The organism is Rhizobium sp. BK289 (assembly GCF_014193575.1).
Taxonomy (GTDB): domain Bacteria; phylum Pseudomonadota; class Alphaproteobacteria; order Rhizobiales; family Rhizobiaceae; genus Rhizobium; species Rhizobium tropici_C.
Genome location: NZ_JACHZO010000005.1, coordinates 145,703 through 169,962, shown reverse-complemented (window position 1 = coordinate 169,962; position 24,260 = coordinate 145,703). Strand labels below are relative to the sequence as shown.

The window sequence follows — 24,260 nt, the reverse complement described above, 5'->3', positions numbered from 1 at the left end:
AGATCATGATTTAGCTGAGCTCAATTATCATGGATCAACTGCCATCCCTCTCGGCGCTGCGCGCCTTCGAGGCCTCCGCCCGGCATCTCAGCATGACACTGGCGGCAAACGAGCTGCATGTGACGCCAGGCGCCATCAGCCTGCAGATCCGCGATCTTGAAACTGCGCTCGGCGTGCGGCTTTTCGAGCGGCGGACCCGCAGCCTCGCATTGACGAGCGAAGGCGCTGAATATTTCGCGACGATGCGAACGGCCTTCCGCCTCATCCGCGAGGCGACAGCGGCCTTGGCGATGCGCTCGAAGGACACGGTGCTGACCGTCACCTGTACCGCCGGCTTTGCCACGCATTGGCTCGTGCCGCGGCTGCGGCGGTTCGAGGAAGCGCATCCGGATATCGACCTGCGCATCAGCGCTTCGCACCGCATGATGGATTTCCAACGGGATGGGATAGATATCGCCATCCGCCACGGCCTCGGCGGCTACGAGGGGCTGGCGAGCGAAAGGCTGCTGGATGACGAGTATGTACCGGTCTGCACGCCCGAGACGGCGGCGACCCTCGGCCCTTCTCCTGAAGTCGACGCTCTGGCAAATCTGACGCTGATCCACGATGTCTATCGACGGGACTGGGAGCTCTGGCTGCAAGCTGCCGGTGCGACGCGCGTGGACGCGATGCATGGACCGGTCTTTACCGACGGGACGGGTGCCTATCACGCCATGAAGGCGGGGCTCGGCATCGCGCTGATGCGCCGGTCCTTCGTGGAGCAGGAGCTGGCTGAGGGTACGCTCGTCGCGCCCTTCCCCATCGGATTTGCGAGCGCGCTCGCCTATCACCTCGTCTATCCGCCCGGCGCATTGGAGCGGCCGGCTATTGCGGCCCTGCGATCCTGGCTGTTTTCCGAAGTGTCCCGCACGGTGCCATCCGCATAGGCGTGCTTCTCCGCTCTGCCTGATCGTACAAAAGGAACGGCCGGCGATGAAGCCGGCCGAAGAATATACCGTCAATGATGACCGCTGGGCCTACTCGTTGATGAGGCGCTTCAGCAGCTCGATCTCGTGCGACAGCTTACTGTCACCGGAGATCAGTTCCTCGATCTTGCGCACGGCATGCAGCACGGTCGTATGATCGCGGCCACCGAAGCGGCGACCGATTTCCGGGAAGGAACGCGGCGTCAGGGTCTTCGACAGATACATGGCGATCTGGCGCGGCTTGACGATGACGCGCGTGCGGCGGTTCGAAACCAGTTCCTGGCGCGAGACATTGTAGTGACGCGCGACGATGCGCTGGATGTCCTCGATGCGGACGCGGCGCGGCTCGCCGGAGCCGACCAGATGCGCCAGCAGTTCGTCGACGCGCTCCACCGTCAGGTTCGGCTCGAAGGAGCGGCGGAAGATGAGCTGGTTGAAGGCTCCTTCCAGTTCGCGGCCGCTGGCAGTGACGTTGCGGGCGACATGCGAGAGGATCTCGGCCGGGATTTCCAGCGACGGATCATCCTGACGGGCAGCATCGAGGCGGCGCTTGAGGATCTCAAGGCGCATTTCATAATCCGGCGCCTCGACTTCGATCGCCACGCCGCCCTGCAGGCGCGAACGCACGCGCGGGTCGAGCGATTCCAGCTCCCAAGGAGCACGATCGGCAGCAACGACGACCTGTTTGGCGCTGTCGAGCAGCATGTTCAGCAGGTGGCAGAACTCATGCTGGATCATCTTGCCCTGCAGGAACTGCATGTCGTCGATGATGAGCAGGTCGATGTTGCGCAGCGAGTCCTTCAGCGTCAGCGCATCATTGTCGCGGATCGCGGTTGCGAAGCGCCACATGAAGTATTCCGCCGTTAGATAGACCACGCGCAGACCGCGCGGGTTCTGCACGGCGGCATTGGCGATCGCCTGCAGAAGATGCGTCTTGCCGAGACCGACCGTCGCATGGACGAAGAGCGGATTGAAGCGCACGGCGCCGGTACCCGCTTCGGCGATGGTCTTTGCTGCGGCAAGGCCGACACGGTTCGAGCTGCCTTCGACAAAGGTATCGAAGGTGAAGCGGGAATCGAGCGGAGAGCCGAACAACGGCGCACCTGCCGTTGCGGGCCGCGCGGCTGCGACAGCACTTACGGCCTGCGCCACCGCATGGCCCGCCGGCTGTGCGGCGGGACGGCGGATCGGCGCCACGGCCGCCTGATCCGGCAGCGCAGGCTGCTCGTCGGCGCAAGGCTTCGCGCCCTGCCGTGCCGCGGTGCGGACCAGAATTTCGACCTTCAGGATCTCGGCATCCTCAGCCTGGAACAGGCTGGTGATCAAATCAAGATAACGATTGTTGATCCACGACTTCAGAAAGGTTGTCGGAACCGTGAGACGAACAACGCTCTTCGATACCGAATGGAGCTTGAGCCGTGCGAACCAGCTGGCGTAGACATCAGGTCCGACCTGGGCCTTCAAGCGCGCGCTAACGCGCTCGAACAGATTATTTTGCGCCACGTCTCCCTTTTCCCCCGCCGCTTCTAAGCAAACCGCACCGAACGCCTGCGCATTGTCCCCATTCTCCAACGCACCCGTCGCCCTCGTATGTATCTGCATATAATGCCGCCTTCCACAGTCTCTTATAGGGCGGGAGAGCAATGCACCGCCGCCCCTAGGTTCTTCGCCATAGCATGACAATCGCGCCCGTTGTCCCAAGCCGCGCCGCATACCGGTTCATCAGCCATGCCCTGCCAACGGGCGTTACAGAAAAACTGTGGCGAAAACCGCTCTCAAGCAGCCTTCACCCGACTATCTGCAACTGGAGCATCGATCGGCCCTCGTATTCCGACCGCTGCCCCATGGCTGTCAATTTTCTCCCCTCTCCACAGCCACGCCACTAACTCCGGCTGCAAAGGACAGACAAGCTTCCTCGTTCCGCAAGCGTTGCCGCTTCCAGCTTTAACTCGTCAACTGTTTGAAAAAACGGAGCTGAACTGCTCCGTCACAAGAGACAAAACCACCCACGCCGCCGTAGATGACGGTGTTTGCCGAAGCCGTTTAAGGTGAAATCCGCGCCCCTTGTTGAAATGCATTTAGGCAGGATCGCGGGCAGATATCAACGATGAATTTTACACAAAATTAAGAGGCGGCCATTGACTCTGGAAGCCATTTTTGACTGTCACAAGCCCTTCAAAAAAGAATCGCTGTTGAATCAAAGAGATTCCCGACAAACGCGATTCCCACAGCTTTCAAAACAAAAAAAATAAAAAATCCCTTGACTCACTTGTGAGCCGGCAATGCGTCACGCAGATCACCCAGCGCTGAGATATCCTGCCGTAAGCTCTTGTTTTTAAAAGTATATTTCTGTCACGCCAATGACATGAACAGCCGGTCTTTTTTGGCAATGCGGCAATTTTTTGGCCGAATCCAAAAAGCCCGGCACAAGGGCCGGGCTTAAGTCTAACGACGAAATCGTTAATGGAAAGTTATGCGGTCGGGGCCGAAAGGGCCTTCACACGCTTGGCAAGACGCGAAACCTTGCGGGAAGCGGTGTTGGCGTGAAGCACGCCCTTGGTGGCTGCGCGAGCCAGTTCCGGCTGGGCAGCAACGAAAGCTGCCTTTGCGCGATCCGCATCACCCGATGCGATGGCTTCTTCGACCTGGCGAACGAACGTGCGAACGCGCGAGCGACGAGCCTTGTTGACATCGGTGCGGCGGGCGATCTTGCGGGTCGCTTTTTTCGCCGAGGTAGTATTGGCCATGTATGCCTCTCTTAGAATTCGAACAAAACTCCATCGTTGCGGCGCGGGCCTTGCGGCCACTTCATCCAGCAATGCGGGAGCAATTGCGGAAAACCAGAGCGGCTTTCCAAACTGTGGCGGGCATATAACCGGAATGAGCCCCGTCGTCAACGCGGATTCTCGCCAAAGCCGCGTAATTCCGGAATCTCGGCCTCACCGGTTCTTGAACTCCGGTTTGCGCTTCTCGATGAAGGCGGCCATGCCCTCCTTCTGGTCCTCTGTGGCAAACAGGCTATGGAACAGGCGGCGCTCGAAGCGCAACCCCTCCTCGAGGGTAGTCTCGAGAGCGCGATTGACCGCTTCCTTGGCCATGAGCACGGATGGGCGGGAATGAGAGGCGATCTTGGCGGCGGCCGCCATTGCCTCGTCCAGGAGCTTGTCGGCAGGCACGACGCGCGCCACAAGGCCCGAACGCTCGGCCTCGGCTGCATCCATCATCCGGCCGGTCAGCACCAGATCCATCGCTTTTGCCCTGCCGACGGCGCGGGTCAGGCGCTGCGAGCCGCCCATGCCAGGGATGACGCCGAGGGTGATTTCCGGCTGGCCGAATTTGGCCGTCTCCGAGGCGATGATGAAATCGCACATCATCGCCACCTCGCAGCCGCCGCCGAGCGCGAAGCCGCTGACCGCCGCGATAACCGGCTTGCGGGCATTGGCGATATCAGCCCATCCGCTGAAGAAATCGTTCTTGTAGGCGTCGACGAAATCGAGCGACTGCATTTCCTTGATATCGGCACCGGCGGCGAAGGCCTTTTCCGAACCGGTGAGCACGATCGCGCCGATGGCATCATCCTGGTGAAAGGCGGCAAAGGCCTGCTTCAGCTCCGAAAGCACGGTGGAGTTCAGCGCATTCAGCGCCTGTGGCCGATTGAGCTTGATGAGGCCGACAGCCCCATGCATTTCGACGATGAGGGTTTCGTAAGCCACCTGTCTCTCCCTTTTCTCTTGAATCAGCTTCGGCCTTCCATCAGCTTTGGCAGGAGGCGCAGTAGAAAGAAGAGCGTCCCGCCTGCACGATCCGGCTGACCGTACCGCCGCAGCCGGGCGTACTGCAAGGCTGGGCTTCGCGATCGTAAACGGAAAAGGAATGCTGGAAGTAGCCGAGCGAGCCGTCCGTCTGGATATGATCGCGCAGTGACGAGCCGCCCGCGGCGATCGCATCGGCAATGACCTCGCGGATGGCATCGACCAGCATCCGCAGCGTCTCTGTCGGCTTGCCGGCATCCGTGACCAGCGTGCCGGCGGCGCGCAACGGCGACAGATGCGAACGCCAAAGCGCCTCGCACACATATATATTGCCGAGACCGGCGATGTTCTTCTGATCCAGCAGCGCGCTTTTCAGCGGCTGCGCCTTGCCGGCAAAGCGCTTAGCCAGATAATCAGCGTCGAGTTCATTGCCGGTGGGTTCCGGGCCGAGATCGCTGAAGAAGGGGTGACTGACCATGTCGGCCCGCCTGACGATGTCCATGAAGCCGAAACGGCGGGGGTCGTTATAGATGACACGCGCATCGCCGTTATCGCCAGCCAGATGGAAAACGACATGATCGTGCTTCTCATCCTTGGAACGGGGATGATGGAAGCTTCCCGGCGTGCCGGCCCCAGCCCCCGCCTCGACCCGGAACGAACCGGACATGCCGAGATGGGCGATGATCGTCTTGCCATCATCGAGATCGATCAGCAGGTATTTGGCGCGGCGCGACAGCGACGTGATGCCGCGCCCCGCAACCGTCCGGGCGAAATCGATCGGAAAAGGAAAGCGCAGGTCGTTGCGGCGCAGCTCCAACTCCTTCAGAACGGCGCCCTCCATGGAAGGCGCGAGCCCCCGTCTGACGGTTTCGACCTCTGGTAATTCCGGCATGGCTATCCATCTTTATGTTTCAACCGCTTATGATCTGAGCTATAGCCCAAGGCATCGCGGCGGTGATCAGGCTGATGAGATAGCGTGGCAAACGTGATTTCGCTATGGTCCGCCGCTCAATACTGTGTAATTCCTTAAATCGGAATCGATTTAAGGAATAAATTATGCAGCAGATTTAAAGTGCTGTAGCGACCTTTGCGCGTCGCATATGACGCGCGGCGCTGTCGTGTAATGGAGTTGAGCCGATGGCAGAAAGCCGCACCTCCGCCAATGGCGGCATGGAAACATCCTATGGCTTCCGCGAAGTGGCCGATGGCGAAAAGCAGGGCCTCGTCAACGAGGTGTTCCACAAGGTCGCCAAGCGCTACGACGTCATGAACGACGTCATGTCCATGGGTATGCATCGCGCCTGGAAGGATGCGATGGTCGCGGCGCTCAATCCCCGCAAGGATCCCGGTTACAAGATACTCGATGTTGCCGGCGGCACGGGCGATATCGCCTTCCGCATCGTGGAGGCCTCGAATAGGCTGGCGCATGCGACCGTGCTCGACATCAACGGTTCGATGCTTGCCGTCGGCGCCGAACGCGCAGAAAAGAAGAAGCTTGCCGACAATCTCACCTTCGTCGAAGCGAATGCCGAGGAATTGCCCTTCGAGCCGAACTCCTTCGACGCCTATACGATCGCTTTCGGCATCCGCAACGTGCCGCATATCGATGTCGCGCTGAAGGAAGCCTATCGCGTGCTGAAGCGCGGCGGCCGGCTGCTCGTGCTCGAATTCTCCGAAGTCGATCTGCCGCTGCTCGACCGCGTCTATGACGCCTGGTCCTTCAACGCCATTCCAAAGTTCGGCAAGGCGATCACAGGCGAGGCAGAGCCCTATCAATATCTGGTGGAATCGATCCGCAAGTTCCCGAATCAGCAGGACTTCGCAACGATGATCCGCGAGGCCGGCTTCTCGCGCGTAAGCTTCACCAATTACACCGGCGGCATCGCCGCGCTGCACTCAGGCTGGAAGCTCTGAAGCATGATATCCAGTCATCTGATCCGGCTTATGGCCTCCGTGTTCCGAGACCTTGAGACGATATGAGTGCTTTCAGCGCATATTTCGGCCTTGTTCGGGTCGGCTGGGTGCTCGTGCGCGAAGGCGTGGTCATGGCGCTGCCGTCGGAAGGGCTGCCGCCCTCCGTCAGCCTCGCCAAATCCTTCGTCAGCATCTTCGCCCGCAGGAAAGCGAAGAGCCAGGCGCGTAGCGACCGGCTTGCCAAGGCGGTCGAACGGCTCGGTCCTTCCTATGTGAAGATCGGCCAGTTCCTGGCAACGCGCCCCGATGTCGTCGGCGTCGACATGGCCAACGACCTGTCGCAGCTCCAGGACCGCATGGCCTTCTTTCCGCATGATATGGCAACGGCGGCCATCGAAGCGTCGCTCGGCCGGCGGATCGAGGACCTCTATGTCAGCTTCGGTGAACCGATCGCCGCCGCTTCGATAGCGCAGGTGCATCCGGCCGAAATCGAGACGGCAGAAGGCCGCAAGCGCGTCGCCGTCAAGGTGGTCCGGCCTGGCGTTCGCCAACGTTTTTCAAACGATATCAAGGCGATGTATCTCGTGGCGGGGATGCAGGAGCGATTCATGCCCTCCAGCCGGCGCCTTCGGCCGGTGGAAGTGACCAAGACGCTTGAGCAGACCACCAAGGTCGAGATGGATCTGCGGCTGGAAGCAGCCGCGCTTTCCGAGATCGCCGAGAACACCGAGAAGGACTCGGGCTTCCGCGTTCCGAAGGTCGACTGGGAGCGCACCGGCCGCGACGTCATCACCATGGAATGGATCGACGGCGTGAAGATGTCCGACGTCGAGGGGCTGAAGGCCGCCGGCCACGATCTTAACGCGCTCGCCGATACACTGATCCAGTCCTTCCTGCGCCATACGCTGCGTGACGGCTTCTTCCATGCCGACATGCACCCTGGCAATCTCTTCGTCGATCCCAGGGGCATGATCGTCGCCGTCGACATGGGCATCGTCGGCCGTCTCGGAAAGAAGGAGCGCCGCTTCCTCGCCGAAATCCTCTACGGCTTCATCACCCGCGATTATATCCGGGTCGCCGAGGTGCATTTCGAGGCGGGCTACGTGCCCGCCCATCACAATACGGAGAGCTTTGCGCAGGCCATCCGCGCGATCGGCGAGCCGATCCATGGCCAGCCGGCCGAAACCATCTCCATGGGTAAGCTTCTGACCCTGCTCTTCGAAGTGACGGAACTCTTCGACATGGAAACCCGGCCCGAACTGGTGATGCTGCAGAAGACCATGGTTGTGGTCGAGGGCGTGTCGCGCATGCTCAATCCGCGCTTCAACATGTGGAAGGCGTCCGAACCGGTCGTCGGCGATTGGATCCGCACCAATCTCGGCCCGAAACGGATCATGACCGATCTGAGGGATGGTTTGAAGGCAGCCGTTAAGCTTGCCGAAGCTGCGCCCGAGATTGCCGCCAAGACCGAAAAATTCCATCACGAACTGCTGCACATGAGCGAAAACGGCCTGCGTTTCGATCCGCAGACCGCCGAAGCGATCGGCAAGGCCGAGGCCAAGCACAGCCGCTCCGGCCGCTTCGCGCTTTGGGTGATCGCGCTGACGCTTCTCTATATCGCCTGGCACCTCGGCTGATCGCCCAGCCTTCTGATGCTCTTCTCGCCTCGGCCGAAATAGTTGGCCGGCGCGGGAAGCCATATGCGCGCGCAAACATAGAGTTGCGCGATGCGCGCGCTCGCCTCAAAATCAGTCGTCCGGCACAGATCAAGGTGTTCGCCATTTGGGATATCCCATTGATGATAAGGCTCGCATAGCCTTGTAAAAAAGGAGAACAGCAAAGATGGAGCGTCAGAGAGCCGGTATCGAACTCAGCGGGCAACCCCTCGGGTTCAGCGATCTGGTGCGGATCGGAGCGGGCGCCGTCCTGCCGTCGGCATCGGAAAACGGCATGGCTCGCATACGGTTGGCACGCAGCGTTCTCGAAAGCACCATTCAATCGGGCATGCCGGTCTATGGCTCCACGACCGGTGTCGGAGCCATGAAAGATGTCGAATGGTCTCCTGAAGATCTCGATGCCTTCAATCTGGGCCTCGTGCGCGCCCACCATTTCGGCACCGGGGCGCCCTTCTCCATGTCGGTGGTGCGCAACGCCATGGCGATCAGGGTTAACACGGCTCTCACCGGTCAGGTCGGATGCTCGCAAGAACTGATCGAAGCCTATCTGCAGCTGTTGAGCGCGGATGTCATTCCTGTCGTCAGGCGTACGGGCTCGATCGGTTGTGCGGATATCGGACTGATGGGCCAGATCGGCGCGGTTCTGACCGGCGTGGGCGAGGCCGTCTATCGCGGCCGCCGCATGCAGGCGGCCGATGCCTTCGATGCCGCCGGTATCGCTCCCGTCAGGATGATGCCGCGCGACAGTCTGGCCTCGCTCAGCGTCAATGCGGTCAGCTTCGCCGCCGCTGCCGAGACGACCCGCAATGCCGCCGCCTCGATCCGCGTGCTGCTCGCGACCGGCATGATGGCCGCCGGCGCGCTCGGCGCCTCACGCGATCCATGGATTTCCGTGCGCCATGTCGGCACCGCCCGCGAGGCCCTGATCGGCGCCTGGCTCTGCAATGCTTCGGATGAATGGCCCTGGCCGGTCGCGACCCACGTGCAGGACCCGCTGAGCCTGCGCATGATCGCCCAGGTCTTCGGTGCCGTCATCGAAAACCTCTTGACCGCCGGCCACAAGATTCTGGCCGCCACCGGCCGCTCGGACGACAACCCGGTCATCGTCGATGGGCGTGTGATGACCTCCGGCGGCTCTCTTCCGCTCGATGTCACCGTGCTTCTGGAAGCGGCCGTCATCTGCATGGCGCATGCGGCCCGCAATGCCTTCAATCGTTGCGTCCTGCTCGGCAACGGCCAGCGGCGCGGCCTGCCTGTCAATCTCGTACCCGAAGGCAGGATCGCGACCGGCTTCGGCCCGATCATCAAGCTCGCCGGCGAGATCTTCTCGCGCGTTCTCTCCATGTCCAATCCGGTCTCGGCACAGTCGCTGGTGGTTGCGGCCGGCATGGAAGACGAGGCCGCCTTCCTGCCGCTGGTCATCGAACGTTTCGAACGGCAGATGCGGGCACTGAAGCGCCTTGCCGCCCTTGAGGCCCTGCTGTCGGCCCAAGCGATGGACATTCTCGGCGACAAGCCGGAAGGCGTCGCACGTATGCTCTACGACGTCGTGCGCAAGCATGCCGACTTCTATGTCGTCGACCGTCCCCTTTCGGCCGAAGTCGAGGCGATCGAGGAGGAGCTGGGCTCGGAATCCTTCGTCTCTGAACTGATCGCCCACAAGCCGATCCTCGCCTATGATGATTTCTTCGCGCTCGGCTCGCTGGAGCGGGTCGAAGAGCGGCTTTATCGCGACACCGTTGCCATCTGAACCAACCTACGAGCGGGGAGAATACACATGGCCGATTTCGATCTTGTTCTGCAAGGCACCGTGGTTCTGCCTGAACGCGTCGTGGAAGCCGGCTATGTCGCCGTGCGCGACGGCAAAATCGCCGAGGTCGGCATCGGCGTGCCGCCGGCCGCACGCGAGCGGCACCTGCTCGGCAAGGCGCTGATCCTGCCCGGCGCGATCGATGCGCAAGTGCATTCGCTCTCGCAGAAGGACCAGGAGGATTTCGTCTGGTCGACGCGTTCGGCAGCCGCCGGCGGCGTCACCACCATCGTCGACATGCCCTATGACGAAGGCAATCTCGTCTGCTCGGCAGCAGCGGTGAAGAAGAAGATCGACCATGCCGCGCCGCAATCGCGCGTCGACTTCGCCCTCTACGGCACGATCGATCCGGAAGAAGGTCCGGCGCGTATCGCCGAGATGGTCGAGGCCGGCGTTTCCGCCTTCAAATTCTCCACCTTCGGCACCGATCCCAAGCGCTTTCCCCGCATTCCGCCCGCCCTGCTCGAGGCCTGCTTTGCTGCCATCGCGCCCACGGGCCTGACCGCCGGTGTGCACAATGAGGATGATGAAGCAGTCCGCACCTACATGGAGCAGGTGAAGGCGAGCGGTATCACCGACTATCGCGCTCACGGCCTGTCCCGTCCGCCTATCACAGAGCTTCTGGCCATGCACACGATCTTCGAAACGGGCGCGGATACCGGCTGCCCGGCGCATGTCGTGCATTGCTCGCTGGGGCGCGGCTACGACATCGCCCGCGCCTATCGCCGCGACGGCTTCCAAGCAACGGTCGAGTGCTGCATCCATTACCTGACGCTCGACGAGGAAAACGATGTGCGGCGCCTTGGCGGCAAGGCGAAAATTAATCCGCCGATCCGCCCGCGTGCCGAAGTGGAAACCTTGTGGCGCAAGGTGGCGGAGGGCAATGTCTGGCTCGTCTCGACCGACCACGTCAGCTGGTCGGAAAACCGCAAAACCAATCCGGACATGCTGGCGAATGCTTCCGGCGTGCCGGGACTGGAGGTCATGGTGCCGCTCTTCATCAAGGGAGCCTTGGAGCGCGGCGTGCCGCTGACCTGGGCGGCGAAGCTGATGGCGGAAAACCCGGCTAAGCATTTCCGCCTCGACCATATCAAGGGCGCGCTGACGCCGGGCAAGGACGCCGATATCGTCGTGCTGGAACCGCGCGAAATGGTTTATGACGCGGCGGCCAGCGATAACAACGTCGTCGGTTGGAGCCCTTATAACGGCATTCGCCTGCCCTGGACTGTGTCCGCCGCCTATCTTAGAGGCAAGCAGATCACCGAGGGACAGAAGGTGCTGGCCGAACCTGGCTCCGGCAGCTTCGTCCGTCCCTTGCCTCGCCAAATTCTTGCCGGAGATGCAGCCTGATGACCGACCCCAAGCGCCACAACCTGCCCGTAAACGCCGATCGCATCGCCGAGGATATCGATGCGCTGGCAAGGATTACCGATCCGGGCCACCCGTGGACGCGCCGCGCCTTCTCGCCACTCTTCCTCGAAGGGCGTGCCTATATCGAAGCACGGATGAAGGCGGCAGGACTTGAGACCCGCATCGACGCCGCCGGCAATCTGATCGGCCGGCGCGCCGGCGCCAAGCCTGACCTCGGCACGATCCTTGTCGGCTCACATTCCGATACCGTGCCCGATGGCGGCCGTTTCGATGGTATCGCCGGCACGATCGCAGCGCTCGAAGTCGCGCGCTCCCTTAGGGATCGCGGCATCGAGCTCGACCATGATCTGGAGATCGTCGATTTCCTCGCCGAAGAAGTCAGCATATTCGGCGTCTCCTGCATCGGCAGCCGCGGCATGACCGGACAGATCCCCGAGGCGTGGCTCTCCCGTGTCAGCGGCGACCGCACGCTTTCTCAAGGCATTGCCGAAGTCGGCGGCGATCCCTCCGTGCTGCTCTCCCAGAAGCGGCCGGATCTCGCCGGCTTCCTGGAGCTGCATATCGAGCAGGGTCCGGTGCTGGAGGCCGAGAATAAGGACATCGGCATCGTCACCGCGATCGCCGGCATCACCCGCATCGAAATCACCGTGGAAGGCCGCGCCGACCATGCCGGCACGACGCCAATGGATCGCCGTGCGGATGCGCTGGTAGCGGCCTCGCAATTGGTACTCGATATTCGTCAACGCGCTGCCGAGCAGGCGAAAACGCCGGGCCATTTTGCTGCAACCGTCGGCGAATTCCGCATCGAGCCGAATGCTGCCAATGTCGTGCCGTCCAAGGTCGTGCTCCTGATCGACGGCCGCGCCGAAATCCGCAGCGACATGGAGGATTTCCTGGCCTGGATCGACGATGAGGTGAAGACGATTGCCGCCGATTATGGCGTGACGATCAACCCGCCGGTTCGCGTCTCCGACAATATGCCGACGCCGGGTGCTCCGGTGCTGCTCGAAACGCTCGAGAGCGCCTGCGAGACTGTCGGCGCCAAGCATCGCCGCATGGCCTCCGGCGCCGGCCACGACACGGCCTGGATCGCCAAGGTCGCCCCTGCCGCCATGATCTTCGTGCCCTGCAAGGAAGGCCGCAGCCATTGTGCCGAGGAATGGGCCGAGAATGACGACATCGCCATGGGTGCCGCCGTGCTTTTCGAAGCGGTGCGCGACATGGACAAGAATCTCACACAGAACCGGGAGTAGCCGATGGGACGCATACTCGTTGCCAAGGATGTTGAAGCGGCCGTCAAGGGCGGCTCCGTTTACGCAGCAGGCGGTGGCGGCTGGGCCGATCATGGCCGCATGCTCGGCTACGCAGCCGTCAATGTCGGCAAGCCGGAACTGGTGTCGATCGAGGAATTGAACGATAGCGATTGGATCGCGACGGCCGCAGCCATCGGCGCGCCGGCCTCCACCACTCCGTGGGAAATGCAGGGCATCGACTATGTGAAAGCCGTGCAACTCCTGCAGGACGAGCTTGGCGAAAAGCTTTCCGGCCTGATCATCGGCCAGAATGGCCGGTCTTCAACATTGAACGGCTGGCTGCCGTCGGCCATTCTCGGAACGAAGGTGGTGGACGCGGTCGGCGACATCCGTGCCCATCCGACTGGTGATATGGGCTCGATCGGCATGGCCGGTTCGCCCGAGCAGATGATCCAGACCGCCGTCGGCGGCAATCGCGCCGAGAACCGCTATATCGAGCTCGTCGTGAAGGGCGCGACGGCAAAGATTTCGCCGATCCTGCGTGCGGCCTCCGACCAGTCCGGCGGCTTCATCGCCTCCTGCCGCAACCCACTTCGCGCTTCCTACGTCCGCACGCATGCGGCGCTCGGCGGCATCTCCATGGCGCTTTCGCTCGGCGAGGCGATCATCGAGGCGGAAAAGAAAGGCGGCAGCGCCGTCATCGACGCCATCTGCAAGACCACCGGCGGCCATATCCTGGCCGAAGGCACGATCACCAAGAAGGACGTCGTCTATACGAAGGAAGCCTTCGACATCGGCACCATCACGGTCGGCAGCGGCGACAAGGCCGTCATCATGCATGTGATGAACGAGTACATGGCGGTCGAGGATGCCGGCGGAAAGCGGCTGGCAACCTTCCCCTCCGTCATCACCACGCTGTCGCCGGAAGGCGAACCTTTGAGCGTCGGCCAGCTGCATGAAGGCATGAAGGTCTTCATCCTGCATGTGCCGATGGACATCATTCCGCTGTCTGCCAGCGTGCTCGACCCAACGGTCTATCCCTCCGTCGAAAAGGCCATGGGGATCGAGATCGCCAAATACGCCCTAGAGTCGGATGATTTTAGGTCTGTTCGACCTAAAATCTGAATCCGCTCTCGAGACAAAGAAGTAGAGCGTGATGTCGTCCGAAAACCGCATACACTTTTCGGCATCACGCTCTGGCCGGCAAGAAAGCCTGAAAAGCGCAGGAGGCGCAGATGGCGCGTGACGCAGGTCTCGAAGAATTGCTGAGAGAGGAGCTCGGACCACGGCCCGGGCTTAGCGAAAAAGGGATGTTCGGCGGCTGGGCTTTTCTTCTCAACGGCCATCTACTGTGCGGCGCGCGCGAAGATGGGATGCTGATCCGCCTCGGCAAGGGCAACGATAGCTGGGCGGTTCAGCAGCACGACGTCAACCGCATGCAGATGGGCGGACGGACAATGCAGGGCTGGGTGCGCGCCGGGCCGGAAGCTTATGGCAACGACATGCTGCGCAAGCGGCTGCTTCTGGCCGCGCTGGACTTCGTCGAAGGCCTGCCGCCGAAATGAAATGAGTATTGAAGAACACTCCTCTTCTCCGCAGCGGGGAGAAGATGTCCGTCAGGACAGATGAGGGGGTGAGCGACTAAGGAGCGAACGTCTGAGCGGTACGCGAAGACGATATGTGCCGCATCGCCCCCTCATCCGGACACTGCGCCTGCCGAAGGGCGGGCCACCAACCGGGGTCGAGCCACTCGTCTCGACCGTCCTTCGGACCCCCGCCGGGGAGAAGGGGAGACTATCAAACAAGAGGAAAAGCAATCATGCCGAAAGCCAATCCACGTCACCCGAAATTCCCCATTCCGGGCGGTCCGGAGCTGCGTGCCAGGGGTTGGCGGCAGGAGGCTCTGCTGCGCCTGCTCGAAAACGTGCTCTCGGTCGGCGAAGATCCCGACAATCTCGTCGTCTACGCCGCCCTCGGCAAGGCGGCCCGCAACTGGGCTGCGCACAAGGGCATCGTCAAGGCGCTCACCGAAATGGATGAGAACCAGACGCTGCTCATCCAGTCCGGCAAGCCGATCGGCCTCATTCGCACGCATGACAAGGCGCCGCTCGTCATCATGGCGAACTGCAATATCGTCGGGCAGTGGGCGAAGGCAGAAGTCTTCTACGAATTGCAGCGCAAGGGCCTGATCTGCTGGGGCGGCCTGACGGCCGGCGCCTGGCAATATATCGGCAGCCAGGGCGTGATCCAGGGCACCTATGAAATCTTCATGCGCATCGCCGAGCGCCGCTTCGGCGGCGATCTCTTCGGCCGTTTCGTACTCACAGCCGGTCTCGGCGGCATGGGCGGCGCGCAGCCGCTCGCCGGCCGCATGGCGGGGGCCGCTATCCTCTGCGTCGATATCGATGCGGAGCGCGCCAGGAAGCGTCAGGAGATCGGCTATCTGCAGGAAATCGCACCCGATCTCGATTCGGCGCTGGCGATGATCGATGCGGCCGTCAAGGAGAAGCGGGCGCTTTCCGTCGGCCTCGTCGGCAATGCGGCCGAGATCTATCCCGAGATTGCACGCCGCGGCATCGTGCCCGATATCGTCACCGATCAGACCTCGGCGCACGATCTCGTCTATGGCTATGTGCCGAAAGGCATGAACCTGCAGCAGGTTCGGGACTTGCGCGACGACGGTCAGGGCCAGCTCATGGCGGCAAGCCGCGCCTCGATCGTCGAGCATGTAAAGGCCATGCTGGATTTCCAGAAAAAGGGTTCCGAAGTCTTCGACAACGGCAACCTCATCCGCACGCAGGCGAAGGAAGGCGGCGTCGCCAATGCCTTCGATATTCCGATCTTTACCGAAGCCTATCTGCGGCCGCTCTTTTGCCGTGCCATCGGGCCTTTCCGCTGGATGGCTCTTTCCGGCGAGGAGAGCGATATCGCCCGCATCGACGATCTGCTGCTGGACATGTTCCCGGACAACAAGATTATCACCAACTGGATCAAGCTTGCCCGTCAGCACGTGCCTTTCGAAGGACTGCCGGCACGCATCGCGTGGCTCGGCCATGGCGAGCGGACAGCGCTTGCCCGCCGCGTCAATGAGCTCGTGGCGAGCGGCGAACTCAAAGGTCCGATCGCCTTCTCGCGCGACCATCTGGATGCCGGCGCCATGGCACACCCGAACATCATGACCGAGCGCATGAAGGACGGCTCCGACGCCATCGCCGACTGGCCGCTGATCGACGCCATGATGCTCTGCTCCTCGATGGCCGATCTCGTCGTCGTCCACTCCGGCGGCGGCGGCTATGCCGGCTATATGACGAGCTGCGGCGTCACCGTAGTTGCCGACGGCACGGCTGCCGCCGACGAACGGCTCGATCATGCACTGACCAACGACACCGCGCTAGGCGTCATGCGATACGCCGATGCCGGCTATGAGGAAGCGCTAGACGAAGTCGCGAAAAAGGATGTGCCCTATATCCGTTTGGGATAGGCGCGTCTGTTCTTAGCAGCTTCCAGAGACTATGGTCCCGGGCAATTCGAAACGACCTGTTTGCATGCAATTCCAGGAAAACCGCTACGCAGTTTTTCTGGAATTGCTTTGGAGAATTTGCCCGTGATCCCCTGGACCTTGCTCGATACTGCGAAAATCCCCGGCGGCGGCGAGCTGCGCCTGAAGCAGCGCGGCCAGGAATTTTCCATCATGCTTGGCACCAACGAGCTGATGAACAGTCGCCTGAGCGGCTCCGAGCGGGCGCTGGCCACGCTTTCCTGCGAGAAGATCAAGGGCCGGAAGGCGCCGCACGTCCTGATCGGCGGCCTCGGCATGGGCTTTACCTTGCGCGCGGCACTCGGCGAACTCGGTGCGGACGCCAAGATCACCGTTGCGGAGCTGGTTCCGGCTGTCGTGACGTGGGCACGCGGACCGATGGCAACGGTCTTCGACGGCTGTCTCGACGATCCGCGCGTCGCGATCCACGAAGGCGATGTGCGTCCGCTCATCCGTGCCAGAAAGACAGCTTACGACGCCATCCTGCTCGATGTCGACAACGGCCCGGATGGCATCACGTCGGAGGCCAATGACGGCCTTTACGACTATCAGGGCCTGAAGGCAGCGCGCGATGCGCTGCGCCCGGGAGGCGTGCTCGCGGTCTGGTCTTCAGGGCCTGACGAGCGCTTCACAAGGCGGTTGCGCGACAGTGGTTTTACCGCCGAGGTGGTCAACACGCGCGCCAATGGTAAGACTGGTGCACGCCATGTCATCTGGCTGGCGACAAAATCGGGATCATAACGCCTCGAATTGAAATAGCGCTCGAGATGCTATATATCAATGTCATATCTCAAGGGAGCCATGGCATGGACACCGCAAAGATCTTCTGGTCCGGCCGCTCGCAGGCCGTACGCTTGCCGAAGGAATTCCGGCTCGATGGCGAGGAAGTGCGCATCCGCCGGCAGGGAAAAGCAATCATTCTGGAGCCGATCGCCGAAGATTGGGATTGGCTGGAGTCTGTTACGGGGCCAGTTGATCAAGACTTCGTAGAAGCAACCGAGGAAGAGCCGGCTGAGCAGCAACGCCCCGAGCTGGATATCTTCAAGTGAAATATCTACTCGACAGCAATGCTGTCATCGCCCTGATGAAAGGACATTCCGGCTTCGTCAGCGAGCTTCGCAGACACAAGCCGCAGGATTTCGCCATTCCGGCCATCGTCGTACATGAGTTGTTTTATGGCGCCTACAAGGGTCAGCGCGTTTCCGACAATCTGGCACGTGTCGATGCCTTGCAATTCGAGACGCTGGATTTCGATAAGGAAGATGCCCGTGCGGCCGGCGAAATTCGCGCAGGCCTTGCTTCTCTCGGCACACCGATCGGTGCCTATGACGTTTTGATCGCGGGACAAGCCGTCGCCCGCGATCTGATCCTGATAACGCACAATGTCAGAGAGTTTGAACGCGTTCCCAATCTACGTTTCGAAGACTGGGAATCCTCGTCGAGCGGCTAAAGATAACGCGTTTCTTCCGGTGCACGATCGAAGCGGTCGTCGCGGCCATCGAAATAGCCGACGGGAAGCGAGGCGAGTTCCTCGTCGGTGGCATCGTCCAGGCAGCTGATGCTGATCGCATAGAACTTGCCGCCAAGTGCCGGGTTTTCACCCCAGTTGAAGGAACTGATGCCGCAATTTTTGCAGAAGAGGTGATGCAGGATGCGCGGGCCGAACTGATATTCGCCGATGCTCTCCTCGCCCGAGGTCAGGCGGAAATCGGCGGGTGTGGCGACAGCCAGCCAATTGCGCTTCTTCTTGCAGATCGAGCAGTTGCACTTGAAGGTGCCGCCCTGCAGGTCGAGATCGGCTTCGTAAGCGACGGCGCCGCAATGGCAGCTTCCGTGATAAGTCTTCTTCATCACTCTCATCCTTCCCTTGAGGTGGCTTCTGCGTAAGCGACATATTTGTCGAGCGCCTGTTCCCAGCCGCCGGTTTGCAGCTTCAGCTCGGTGTCGTCGGGTAGCTCAACCTTGCGGAAGACGAGGTACGTCTTCTCGCCACGCTCGTGAAATTCGACGGTCACCTGCATCGGATGTTCGGGCCTCCCCTCCTGGTTTTCCCAGGCGAAGGTGAAGACGAGGCGCTCGGGTGGGACGATCTCCAGATAGCGGCCATGGCTCCAATATTCCTTGCCCTCCGGTGTCAGAATGCAGTGCCGCCAGGCACCGCCTTCCCGCAAATCGACAGAGACGGATGGCGCGGTCATGTTCTGGGGCGCCCACCAGCGCACCATATGCTCCGGCTCCGTCCAGAGACGAAACAGCAGAGCGCGCGGCGCGGCGATTTCGCGGGTCAGCACGATCTCGCGCGGTGAGCGTATGCTGCCGCCCTCAGTTGCTGGGGTCATTCTTTTCTCCCTTTTGCAATAGTGCCGCATAGGCTTCCAGGCGATCGAGATTGTCGCTCCAGAATAGCCGGTAGCTCTCCAGCCAGTCGTCCACCTGCCGGAGCGGCTTGGGCTCCAGCCGGCAGGGGCGCCACTGCGCCTCCCTGCCCTTCGAAATCAGGCCGGCTTTCTCCAGCACCTTCAAATGCTTGGAGACGGCGACCAGCGACATGTCGAAGGGTTCGGCCAGCTCGGAGACGGATGCCTCGCCGGCCGCCAGCCGCGCCAGGATTGCCCGGCGGGTCGGATCGGCAAGGGCCGAGAGGGTCATGCTCAATACATCCATAGGACTTATTAAACCAAAAAGTTAATTAACTTACTGGTTTACTACAGGCTGCAACGAGCTGTGTCAAGAAGCGCCGACCGCCGCGCAATCTCAGGAAATGATATTGGACACTTCGATCAGGTTCTGGTCCGGATCGCGGAAATAGACCGAGAGAATGGGGCCGGTCGCGCCGGTTCGGCGCACCGGGCCTTCCTCAATCGCAACGCCTTCAGCTTGCAAGTGAGCGATGACATCACCCAGAGGCGTTGTGCTGATGAAGCAAAGATCGGCCGAGCCCGGTGTCGGCCGTTCGGCCTTGGGCTCGAATTCATGTCCGGCGCGATGCAGATTGATCTTCTGGTTACCGAAGGTCAGGGCCTTGCGGCCCTCTGCGAAGGTTTCTATGCCCATGCCGAGAACCCGGGTGTAGAAATCGCAGCTCTCCTCAATGCTCGCGACCGTCAGCACCAGATGATCGAGATGGTCGATGCGGATCATGGCGGCCTCCTGACTCAACCACGCGCCAGCCTGGCAACGGCAAAAGCGCTGACGAGACAGAGTGCCAGCATGACGAGGATAAAGGCAACCACGGCATTCCAACCATCGGCAAGCCAGAAATAGCCGCCGACCGAGCCCGCTATGCTGGAGCCGAGATAATAGGCGAGCAGGTAGAGCGAGGAGGCGTGCCCCTTGAAGCCATGGGCGAGCCGCCCCACCAGCGCGCTGGCAACGGAATGCGTCATGAAGAAACCGATCGTCACCAGAACGATGCCGAGAATGATCAGTGGCAAGGAGCTGGAAAGCGTCACCGCCGCCCCGAGCGCGGCGATCAGCACGCCCACCGGCAGCACGACGAAATGGCCGATGCGATCGCCGAGCAGACCAGCCGCCCAGGAGGCGCCGATGCCGAAGAGATAGGCGGTGAAGATCAGGCCCAATTCGGTCTGACTGAGATCATAGGGGTCAGCGACCAAACGAAAGCCGGCATAGTTATAGACTGTGACGAAGGAGCCCATGACGAGAAAACCGATGGCAAAGAGCAGCGGCAGCGCCGCATTGCCGAAGTGACCGCTCCAAGCCTTCAGGTGGAAGGCCACATCAAAGCCCTTGCGCGGGGTGAAATTGCGCGACGGCGGCAGGAGATAGAGGAAGCCGATAGCAGCGATCAGGCCGAGAATGCCGACCGTTGCCAGCGCCGGCCGCCAACTCAGATATTCGGCGATCGTACCGGTCACCACGCGCCCGGCCATGCCGCCAAAGGCATTGCCGGCGATGTAGAGGCCCATGGCGCCGCCGAGGCCGCGCGGTTCGATTTCCTCAGCCAGATAGGTCATGGCGACAGCCGGCACGCCGCCCAGCAGAAAGCCCTCGAGCGCACGAACGACGAGCAGCATATGCCAGCTCGGCGACACCGCACAGACGATCGTACAGATGGCCGCGCCGAGCAGCGAGATGAACATCAGGCTGCGGCGGCCGAGGCTTTCGGAAACAGCGGCAGCGCCGAAGATCGCGAAGGCCAGGAAGCCTGTGGAAAGCGAGAGCGATAACGAGCTTGCTGCCGGCGTGACGCCGAAATCTTCGGCGAAGATCGGCATCAGCGGCTGGACGCAATAGAGCAGCGAGAAAGTGGCGAAACCGGAGAGAAACAGCCCAATGGTCGCGCGGCGGAAGGCAGGCGTGCCGCGCGTCAGAAACTGGCGGGTCTCGGTTGGCGGCTCGTTCCTGACGAGCGTCAATTCGGGGCGGGAAGGAACTTCGGACGCAGTGGTTTGCTGCTGACTTACGGCGCGAAACATCGGTGGCACCTGACCTTTCTTGCCCTGGAATCTAGCCAGACCCACTCCATTAGTCCAATATATGGAACAGGCGATCTTAATAGCTTTTGGAGATAGCGATGGAGCTGCGTCATATCCGCTATTTTCTAGCGCTGGCGGAAGCGGGAAACTTCACCCGTGCGGCGGCCAGTCTCGGCATCGGCCAGCCACCGCTCAGCCAGCAGATCCGGGACCTGGAAAACGAGGTGGGCGCCCAACTGTTCCACCGCGTACCGCATGGCGCAGAACTGACGGCGGCGGGCGAGGCCTTTCTCGCGGAAGCGAAAATGGCGGTCGATGCGGCGGAAAAGGCGAAGCTTGCCGCCCAGCGCGCCAATCGCGGCGAGATCGGCCGCCTGTCGCTCGGCTTCACCGCCTCTTCCGCCTTCAACACAATCGTCACATCGACCATTCGCGAGTTTCGGCGGCACTGGCCGGAAGTGCTGATATCGCTCACAGAGATGAATACCAATGCGCTGATGGAGCGGCTGATGCGCGGTGAGATCGACGCGGCCTTCATTCGGCCAGGCCTTGAAGACCCCAGAGACGTACGCCTGAAACGCTTTGCCGACGAACCGATGCTGATCGCGCTGCCGGCCCATCATCCGCTGGCGAAAAAGGAACGCGTGCCGATTGCGGCGCTCGCGGGCGAGCCCTTCATTCTCTTCCCGCGCATGGTGGGGCTCAGCCTCTATGACGATATCGTCGCCGCTTGCCGCGAAGCCGGCTTCGACCTCGTGGTGACGCAGGAAGCGCCGCAGATCCCATCTGTCGTCAATCTCGTCGCCGCAAACTTGGGCGTTTCCATCGTTCCGGCTTCGATCGCACAGATCAAGCTCGACGGCGTCGCCTATCGGCAAATCGATGGGCCGCCCGTCGTGGCGCGGCTCGGCCTTGCCAGCCTTAAGGCGCAGCGATCGCCCGTCATCGCCAACCTCATGAGCCTGATTGCGTAATTATTTGTTCCGCTCCCAATAGGGTGGATCGCCGAACGCTTTTTTCAGATGATCGGCGAGGGCTCGAAGCTTGGCCGAGGGATTGCGGCCTTCCGGATGGGCCATGAAGATGAATTCCGGTTCCGGGCGGTAGCCGACATCGATCTCGACGAGGCGCCCCTCCCGCACCGAAGGCCCGGCAATGAAGGCCGGCAGCAGGGCAATGCCGAGCCCGGCAATCGCTGCATCGTGGAGGACATCGCCATTGTTGACGCCCAGTGCCAGCTTCGCACGGATGACCACAGCGCCCTCTGGTCGCTCGAAACGCCAGTCCGCGACGCCGCGATTCGTGTAGAAAATCCCGCGGTGATCCCCAAGATCGGGGAGCGAAGCGGGCTTGCCGTGACGGCTCAGATAATCCGGCGAGGCCACGAGAAGGCGGCGGCTGCGGGCGAGCTTCCATGCGACGAGGCGCGAGTCGGCGATCAGGCCATGGCGTATGATCGCATCATAGCCATCCGAAGCGGCATCGACCCGACGATCATCGAGATCGAGCGTCAGCTCGATCTCCGTATGATCGGCGAGAAACGGATAGAGGGCCGGCCCCAGATGCAGGCGGCCGAAGGTGACGGGTGCGGCGATGCGCAGCGGTCCCATCAGCGTGCCGCGCCGTTCGGCAAGATCGGCCGCCGCCTCACGAACCTCCTGCGCGATGCGCGTCGCGCGCTGCAGAAAAGCGGTGCCGTCCTCCGTTAGGGTCAGCTTGCGGGTCGTGCGGTGAAGCAGGGTTGCCCCCAATGCTTTCTCCATTTCCGACAGGCGCTCGCTGACCACGGATTTCGACAGGCGCAGGCGCCGCGCCGCCTCGCTGATCGAGCCGGCCTCGGCTACAGTCACGAACGTCACGATCCCGTCGATCTTCAGCATCGTTCGGAAACTCCGAATTCGAATTCCTCTTTTTAAAGACTAATCCGAACGATCGGAAAAGGCCATCTTCCTCGTATCGGACAAACCGAAAGACACATTCTCACACAGGAGATGGAACAATGAACCGCTTGAATGGAAAAGTCGCAATCGTCACCGGCGCCAGTTCCGGTATCGGCCGCGTCACCGCGAAGCTCTTCGCCGCCGAAGGTGCCAAGGTTGTCGTCGGCGCTCGCCGCGCGGCAGAGCTGGAAAGCCTTGCCGCCGAGATCAAGGCAGCCGGCGGTGAAGCAGCCGTATTGGCCGGCGATGTACGCTCGGAAGACTATCACAAAGCTCTGGTCGCCCTTGCAGTCGAGCGTTACGGCAAGCTTGATATTGCCTTCAACAATGCCGGCACAATCGGCGAGGCCGGCCCCAGCACCGAAGTTTCGGAGGCAGGCTTTTCCGAAGCGCTGGCGATCAACCTCACTGCGTCCTTCCTGGCCGCCAAGCACCAGATCGGCGAAATGATCAAGCACGGCGGTGGCTCCGTGATTTTCACATCGACCTTTGTCGGCCATACCGTCAGCTTCCCGGGCGTCGCCGCCTATGCCGCCAGCAAATCCGGCCTGATCGGCCTGACGCAAACGCTGGCTGCGGAATTCGGCCCGCAGAATGTGCGCGTCAATGCCGTACTGCCGGGTGCGGTCGATACCGATATGTATCGCGACATGAACGATACGGCCGAAAAGCAGGCTTTCATAACCAATCTGCATGCGCTGAAGCGCGTCGCCGGCCCCGAAGAGATCGCTCGCTCGGTTCTCTATCTTGCCTCCGATGACGCAAGCTTCGTCAGCGGCACCGCTTCGCTGGTGGACGGTGGCCTTTCGATCACACGTACCTGACGGCGCCTTTTCTCGGCGCGATTATCGTCGCCCACATCGGCGATGATCGGAACGCGGACATGATCCCGCAACATATGAAATGGTTGCGGGATCATGTTGCTTGAATGCTTTGAATGAGCCGTGGATTCTATATCCCTTGCGACCCCTCCGCTCAGAACATCGTATTGTCGTTCTTCGAGGTCTCGGGGATCGGCTGCACCGAATCCCAATGTTCCTGGATCTTGTTGTCCTCGACGCGGAAGATATCGACGATGGCGCTGCCGCGATCGCCCGGCTGGCGAATGGCGTGGACGCGCAGGATCACATAATCGCCATCGACCATCACGCGCTTGATCTCGCTCTTCGACTGCGGATAATTTTTCTTCAGGTAATCCAGGAAACCGCGCAGGCCTTCGGGGCCATCGGCTGCAAGAGGATTATGCTGGATGTACTTGCCGAGATATTTGGAAGCCGCGTCGAAATCCTTGTCGTTCAGCGCCTTCTGGTAGAAATCCAGAACGATTTCCTTGTTCTTCTGCTCCTGTGGCGAATAGGCACGCTCGGCAAAGGCCGGCACGGCGGCAGCCATGACTGGCAGGGCGATGACAGCGACTTTCATCAGTTTCAAGACGTTACTCCTTCGATCGTTAATGCGTTCAGTGTTGTTCGGGACGGAAGGCACTCGCAAATGACAAGGACGTGAGACCCACGTGATTACACGCTGAAAATGGAGGCGAGCGTGGCCCACAACCATCATATGGCAATGCCCCGATTGCCTATGACACGCCAAAGGCTTAGG

At 61.4% G+C, this 24,260-nt stretch carries 24 protein-coding genes and 1 pseudogene; 14 read left to right on the top strand and 11 right to left on the bottom strand.

The genetic code is table 11. From position 1 onward, the window contains the following. The first annotated feature begins 29 nt into the window (after positions 1–29). On the top strand, positions 30–926 hold the full coding sequence (gene gcvA, locus FHT84_RS11640) for a transcriptional regulator GcvA (RefSeq protein WP_183762429.1): 897 nt from the start codon (positions 30–32) through the stop codon (positions 924–926). A gap of 90 nt (positions 927–1,016) precedes the next feature. Here gcvA and dnaA read toward each other — a convergent pair whose 3' ends face one another. The 4 genes from dnaA to mutM all read right to left on the bottom strand — a co-directional run bounded on the left by dnaA (position 1,017) and on the right by mutM (position 5,609). Beyond that, complete coding sequence (gene dnaA / locus FHT84_RS11635) at positions 1,017–2,567, bottom strand: chromosomal replication initiator protein DnaA (RefSeq protein ID WP_169644266.1); 1,551 nt, start codon at positions 2,565–2,567, stop codon at positions 1,017–1,019. Positions 2,568–3,436: 869 nt separating this feature from the next. After that, positions 3,437–3,712: a 30S ribosomal protein S20 gene (rpsT, locus tag FHT84_RS11630; protein WP_004108374.1), complete on the bottom strand. Its 276-nt coding sequence runs from the start codon at positions 3,710–3,712 to the stop codon at positions 3,437–3,439. A 192-nt stretch (positions 3,713–3,904) separates the two neighbouring features. Then, positions 3,905–4,678, bottom strand: a complete 774-nt coding sequence (locus tag FHT84_RS11625) for an enoyl-CoA hydratase (RefSeq protein ID WP_112343628.1) — start codon at positions 4,676–4,678, stop codon at positions 3,905–3,907. A 40-nt stretch (positions 4,679–4,718) separates the two neighbouring features. Next, the gene (gene mutM, locus FHT84_RS11620) at positions 4,719–5,609 is read right to left on the bottom strand and encodes a bifunctional DNA-formamidopyrimidine glycosylase/DNA-(apurinic or apyrimidinic site) lyase (RefSeq protein ID WP_183762426.1); all 891 of its coding nucleotides are present in this window, start codon (positions 5,607–5,609) and stop codon (positions 4,719–4,721) included. A gap of 245 nt (positions 5,610–5,854) precedes the next feature. Between mutM and ubiE the strand changes: the two genes are divergently transcribed. The 11 genes and pseudogenes from ubiE (at position 5,855) to FHT84_RS11565 (ending at position 17,729) form a co-directional block, all read left to right on the top strand. Beyond that, on the top strand, positions 5,855–6,631 hold the full coding sequence (ubiE, locus tag FHT84_RS11615; RefSeq protein WP_112343626.1) for a bifunctional demethylmenaquinone methyltransferase/2-methoxy-6-polyprenyl-1,4-benzoquinol methylase UbiE: 777 nt from the start codon (positions 5,855–5,857) through the stop codon (positions 6,629–6,631). Between the two features lie 62 nt (positions 6,632–6,693). Continuing rightward, positions 6,694–8,268 carry a 2-polyprenylphenol 6-hydroxylase gene (gene ubiB / locus FHT84_RS11610; protein ID WP_112343625.1) on the top strand — a complete coding sequence of 525 codons (1,575 nt, stop codon included), beginning with the start codon at positions 6,694–6,696 and terminating at the stop codon, positions 8,266–8,268. A gap of 205 nt (positions 8,269–8,473) precedes the next feature. Continuing rightward, positions 8,474–10,057, top strand: a complete 1,584-nt coding sequence (locus FHT84_RS11605; protein WP_169644260.1) for an aromatic amino acid lyase — start codon at positions 8,474–8,476, stop codon at positions 10,055–10,057. Between the two features lie 27 nt (positions 10,058–10,084). Beyond that, positions 10,085–11,467: an amidohydrolase family protein gene (locus FHT84_RS11600; protein ID WP_183762422.1), complete on the top strand. Its 1,383-nt coding sequence runs from the start codon at positions 10,085–10,087 to the stop codon at positions 11,465–11,467. Then, positions 11,467–12,776 (top strand): annotated as a pseudogene (locus FHT84_RS11595) (Zn-dependent hydrolase). Before FHT84_RS11600 ends, FHT84_RS11595 begins: the two are co-directional and overlap by 1 nt. Next, positions 12,745–13,866, top strand: a complete 1,122-nt coding sequence (locus FHT84_RS11590) for a DUF917 domain-containing protein (RefSeq protein WP_183762406.1) — start codon at positions 12,745–12,747, stop codon at positions 13,864–13,866. The pseudogene FHT84_RS11595 and the gene FHT84_RS11590 overlap by 32 nt, the downstream one beginning before the upstream one ends. 110 nt (positions 13,867–13,976) lie before the next feature. Then, positions 13,977–14,306, top strand: a complete 330-nt coding sequence (locus FHT84_RS11585) for a TfoX/Sxy family protein (protein WP_037149213.1) — start codon at positions 13,977–13,979, stop codon at positions 14,304–14,306. Positions 14,307–14,560: 254 nt separating this feature from the next. Beyond that, the gene (locus FHT84_RS11580) at positions 14,561–16,222 is read left to right on the top strand and encodes a urocanate hydratase (RefSeq protein WP_183762403.1); all 1,662 of its coding nucleotides are present in this window, start codon (positions 14,561–14,563) and stop codon (positions 16,220–16,222) included. Positions 16,223–16,345: 123 nt separating this feature from the next. Continuing rightward, positions 16,346–17,020: a hypothetical protein gene (locus FHT84_RS11575; RefSeq protein ID WP_183762400.1), complete on the top strand. Its 675-nt coding sequence runs from the start codon at positions 16,346–16,348 to the stop codon at positions 17,018–17,020. Between the two features lie 65 nt (positions 17,021–17,085). Next, positions 17,086–17,328, top strand: a complete 243-nt coding sequence (gene vapB, locus FHT84_RS11570) for a type II toxin-antitoxin system VapB family antitoxin (RefSeq protein ID WP_112343619.1) — start codon at positions 17,086–17,088, stop codon at positions 17,326–17,328. After that, complete coding sequence (locus tag FHT84_RS11565) at positions 17,325–17,729, top strand: type II toxin-antitoxin system VapC family toxin (protein WP_169644246.1); 405 nt, start codon at positions 17,325–17,327, stop codon at positions 17,727–17,729. Before vapB ends, FHT84_RS11565 begins: the two co-directional genes overlap by 4 nt. Here FHT84_RS11565 and FHT84_RS11560 read toward each other — a convergent pair. From FHT84_RS11560 to FHT84_RS11540, 5 genes are all read right to left on the bottom strand, one after another. Continuing rightward, positions 17,726–18,130, bottom strand: coding sequence for a GFA family protein (locus tag FHT84_RS11560; protein ID WP_183762397.1), 405 nt, complete (start codon positions 18,128–18,130; stop codon positions 17,726–17,728). The two genes, FHT84_RS11565 and FHT84_RS11560, sit on opposite strands and share 4 nt — an antisense overlap. Positions 18,131–18,135: 5 nt before the next feature. Further along, positions 18,136–18,618, bottom strand: a complete 483-nt coding sequence (locus FHT84_RS11555) for an SRPBCC domain-containing protein (protein ID WP_112343616.1) — start codon at positions 18,616–18,618, stop codon at positions 18,136–18,138. Further along, a complete protein-coding gene (locus tag FHT84_RS11550; protein ID WP_112343615.1) occupies positions 18,602–18,943 on the bottom strand; it encodes a metalloregulator ArsR/SmtB family transcription factor in 342 nt (113 codons plus the stop codon). The genes FHT84_RS11555 and FHT84_RS11550 overlap by 17 nt, the downstream gene beginning before the upstream one ends. A gap of 90 nt (positions 18,944–19,033) precedes the next feature. Then, on the bottom strand, positions 19,034–19,420 hold the full coding sequence (locus FHT84_RS11545) for a VOC family protein (RefSeq protein ID WP_183762394.1): 387 nt from the start codon (positions 19,418–19,420) through the stop codon (positions 19,034–19,036). A 14-nt stretch (positions 19,421–19,434) separates the two neighbouring features. Next, entirely contained in the window at positions 19,435–20,718 is a 1,284-nt protein-coding gene (locus tag FHT84_RS11540) for an MFS transporter (protein ID WP_183762743.1), read from the bottom strand. Between the two features lie 98 nt (positions 20,719–20,816). Here FHT84_RS11540 and FHT84_RS11535 point away from each other — a divergent pair, with 98 nt between their 5' ends. Further along, positions 20,817–21,692 carry a LysR family transcriptional regulator gene (locus tag FHT84_RS11535; protein ID WP_183762391.1) on the top strand — a complete coding sequence of 292 codons (876 nt, stop codon included), beginning with the start codon at positions 20,817–20,819 and terminating at the stop codon, positions 21,690–21,692. Here the strand turns inward: FHT84_RS11535 and FHT84_RS11530 are convergent, their stop codons facing one another. After that, the gene (locus tag FHT84_RS11530) at positions 21,693–22,598 is read right to left on the bottom strand and encodes a LysR family transcriptional regulator (RefSeq protein ID WP_183762388.1); all 906 of its coding nucleotides are present in this window, start codon (positions 22,596–22,598) and stop codon (positions 21,693–21,695) included. A 119-nt stretch (positions 22,599–22,717) separates the two neighbouring features. Here FHT84_RS11530 and FHT84_RS11525 point away from each other — a divergent pair, with 119 nt between their 5' ends. After that, the gene (locus FHT84_RS11525; RefSeq protein WP_169644233.1) at positions 22,718–23,482 is read left to right on the top strand and encodes an SDR family oxidoreductase; all 765 of its coding nucleotides are present in this window, start codon (positions 22,718–22,720) and stop codon (positions 23,480–23,482) included. A gap of 151 nt (positions 23,483–23,633) precedes the next feature. Here the strand turns inward: FHT84_RS11525 and FHT84_RS11520 are convergent, their stop codons facing one another. After that, positions 23,634–24,080, bottom strand: coding sequence for an ester cyclase (locus tag FHT84_RS11520; protein WP_183762740.1), 447 nt, complete (start codon positions 24,078–24,080; stop codon positions 23,634–23,636). Between the last annotated feature and the right edge of the window lie 180 nt (positions 24,081–24,260).

Excerpts from the sequence above, each read along its gene's own strand:
- gcvA (WP_183762429.1), top strand. The coding sequence starts at position 30 with ATGGATCAACTGCCATCCCTCTCGGCGCTGCGCGCCTTCGAGGCCTCC.
- dnaA (WP_169644266.1), bottom strand. The coding sequence starts at position 2,567 with ATGCAGATACATACGAGGGCGACGGGTGCGTTGGAGAATGGGGACAAT.
- rpsT (WP_004108374.1), bottom strand. The coding sequence starts at position 3,712 with ATGGCCAATACTACCTCGGCGAAAAAAGCGACCCGCAAGATCGCCCGC.
- mutM (WP_183762426.1), bottom strand. The coding sequence starts at position 5,609 with ATGCCGGAATTACCAGAGGTCGAAACCGTCAGACGGGGGCTCGCGCCT.
- ubiE (WP_112343626.1), top strand. The coding sequence starts at position 5,855 with ATGGCAGAAAGCCGCACCTCCGCCAATGGCGGCATGGAAACATCCTAT.
- ubiB (WP_112343625.1), top strand. The coding sequence starts at position 6,694 with ATGAGTGCTTTCAGCGCATATTTCGGCCTTGTTCGGGTCGGCTGGGTG.
- FHT84_RS11605 (WP_169644260.1), top strand. The coding sequence starts at position 8,474 with ATGGAGCGTCAGAGAGCCGGTATCGAACTCAGCGGGCAACCCCTCGGG.
- FHT84_RS11600 (WP_183762422.1), top strand. The coding sequence starts at position 10,085 with ATGGCCGATTTCGATCTTGTTCTGCAAGGCACCGTGGTTCTGCCTGAA.
- FHT84_RS11590 (WP_183762406.1), top strand. The coding sequence starts at position 12,745 with ATGGGACGCATACTCGTTGCCAAGGATGTTGAAGCGGCCGTCAAGGGC.
- FHT84_RS11585 (WP_037149213.1), top strand. The coding sequence starts at position 13,977 with ATGGCGCGTGACGCAGGTCTCGAAGAATTGCTGAGAGAGGAGCTCGGA.
- FHT84_RS11580 (WP_183762403.1), top strand. The coding sequence starts at position 14,561 with ATGCCGAAAGCCAATCCACGTCACCCGAAATTCCCCATTCCGGGCGGT.
- vapB (WP_112343619.1), top strand. The coding sequence starts at position 17,086 with ATGGACACCGCAAAGATCTTCTGGTCCGGCCGCTCGCAGGCCGTACGC.
- FHT84_RS11560 (WP_183762397.1), bottom strand. The coding sequence starts at position 18,130 with ATGAAGAAGACTTATCACGGAAGCTGCCATTGCGGCGCCGTCGCTTAC.
- FHT84_RS11555 (WP_112343616.1), bottom strand. The coding sequence starts at position 18,618 with ATGACCCCAGCAACTGAGGGCGGCAGCATACGCTCACCGCGCGAGATC.
- FHT84_RS11550 (WP_112343615.1), bottom strand. The coding sequence starts at position 18,943 with ATGGATGTATTGAGCATGACCCTCTCGGCCCTTGCCGATCCGACCCGC.
- FHT84_RS11545 (WP_183762394.1), bottom strand. The coding sequence starts at position 19,420 with ATGATCCGCATCGACCATCTCGATCATCTGGTGCTGACGGTCGCGAGC.
- FHT84_RS11540 (WP_183762743.1), bottom strand. The coding sequence starts at position 20,718 with ATGTTTCGCGCCGTAAGTCAGCAGCAAACCACTGCGTCCGAAGTTCCT.
- FHT84_RS11535 (WP_183762391.1), top strand. The coding sequence starts at position 20,817 with ATGGAGCTGCGTCATATCCGCTATTTTCTAGCGCTGGCGGAAGCGGGA.
- FHT84_RS11530 (WP_183762388.1), bottom strand. The coding sequence starts at position 22,598 with ATGCTGAAGATCGACGGGATCGTGACGTTCGTGACTGTAGCCGAGGCC.
- FHT84_RS11525 (WP_169644233.1), top strand. The coding sequence starts at position 22,718 with ATGAACCGCTTGAATGGAAAAGTCGCAATCGTCACCGGCGCCAGTTCC.
- FHT84_RS11520 (WP_183762740.1), bottom strand. The coding sequence starts at position 24,080 with ATGAAAGTCGCTGTCATCGCCCTGCCAGTCATGGCTGCCGCCGTGCCG.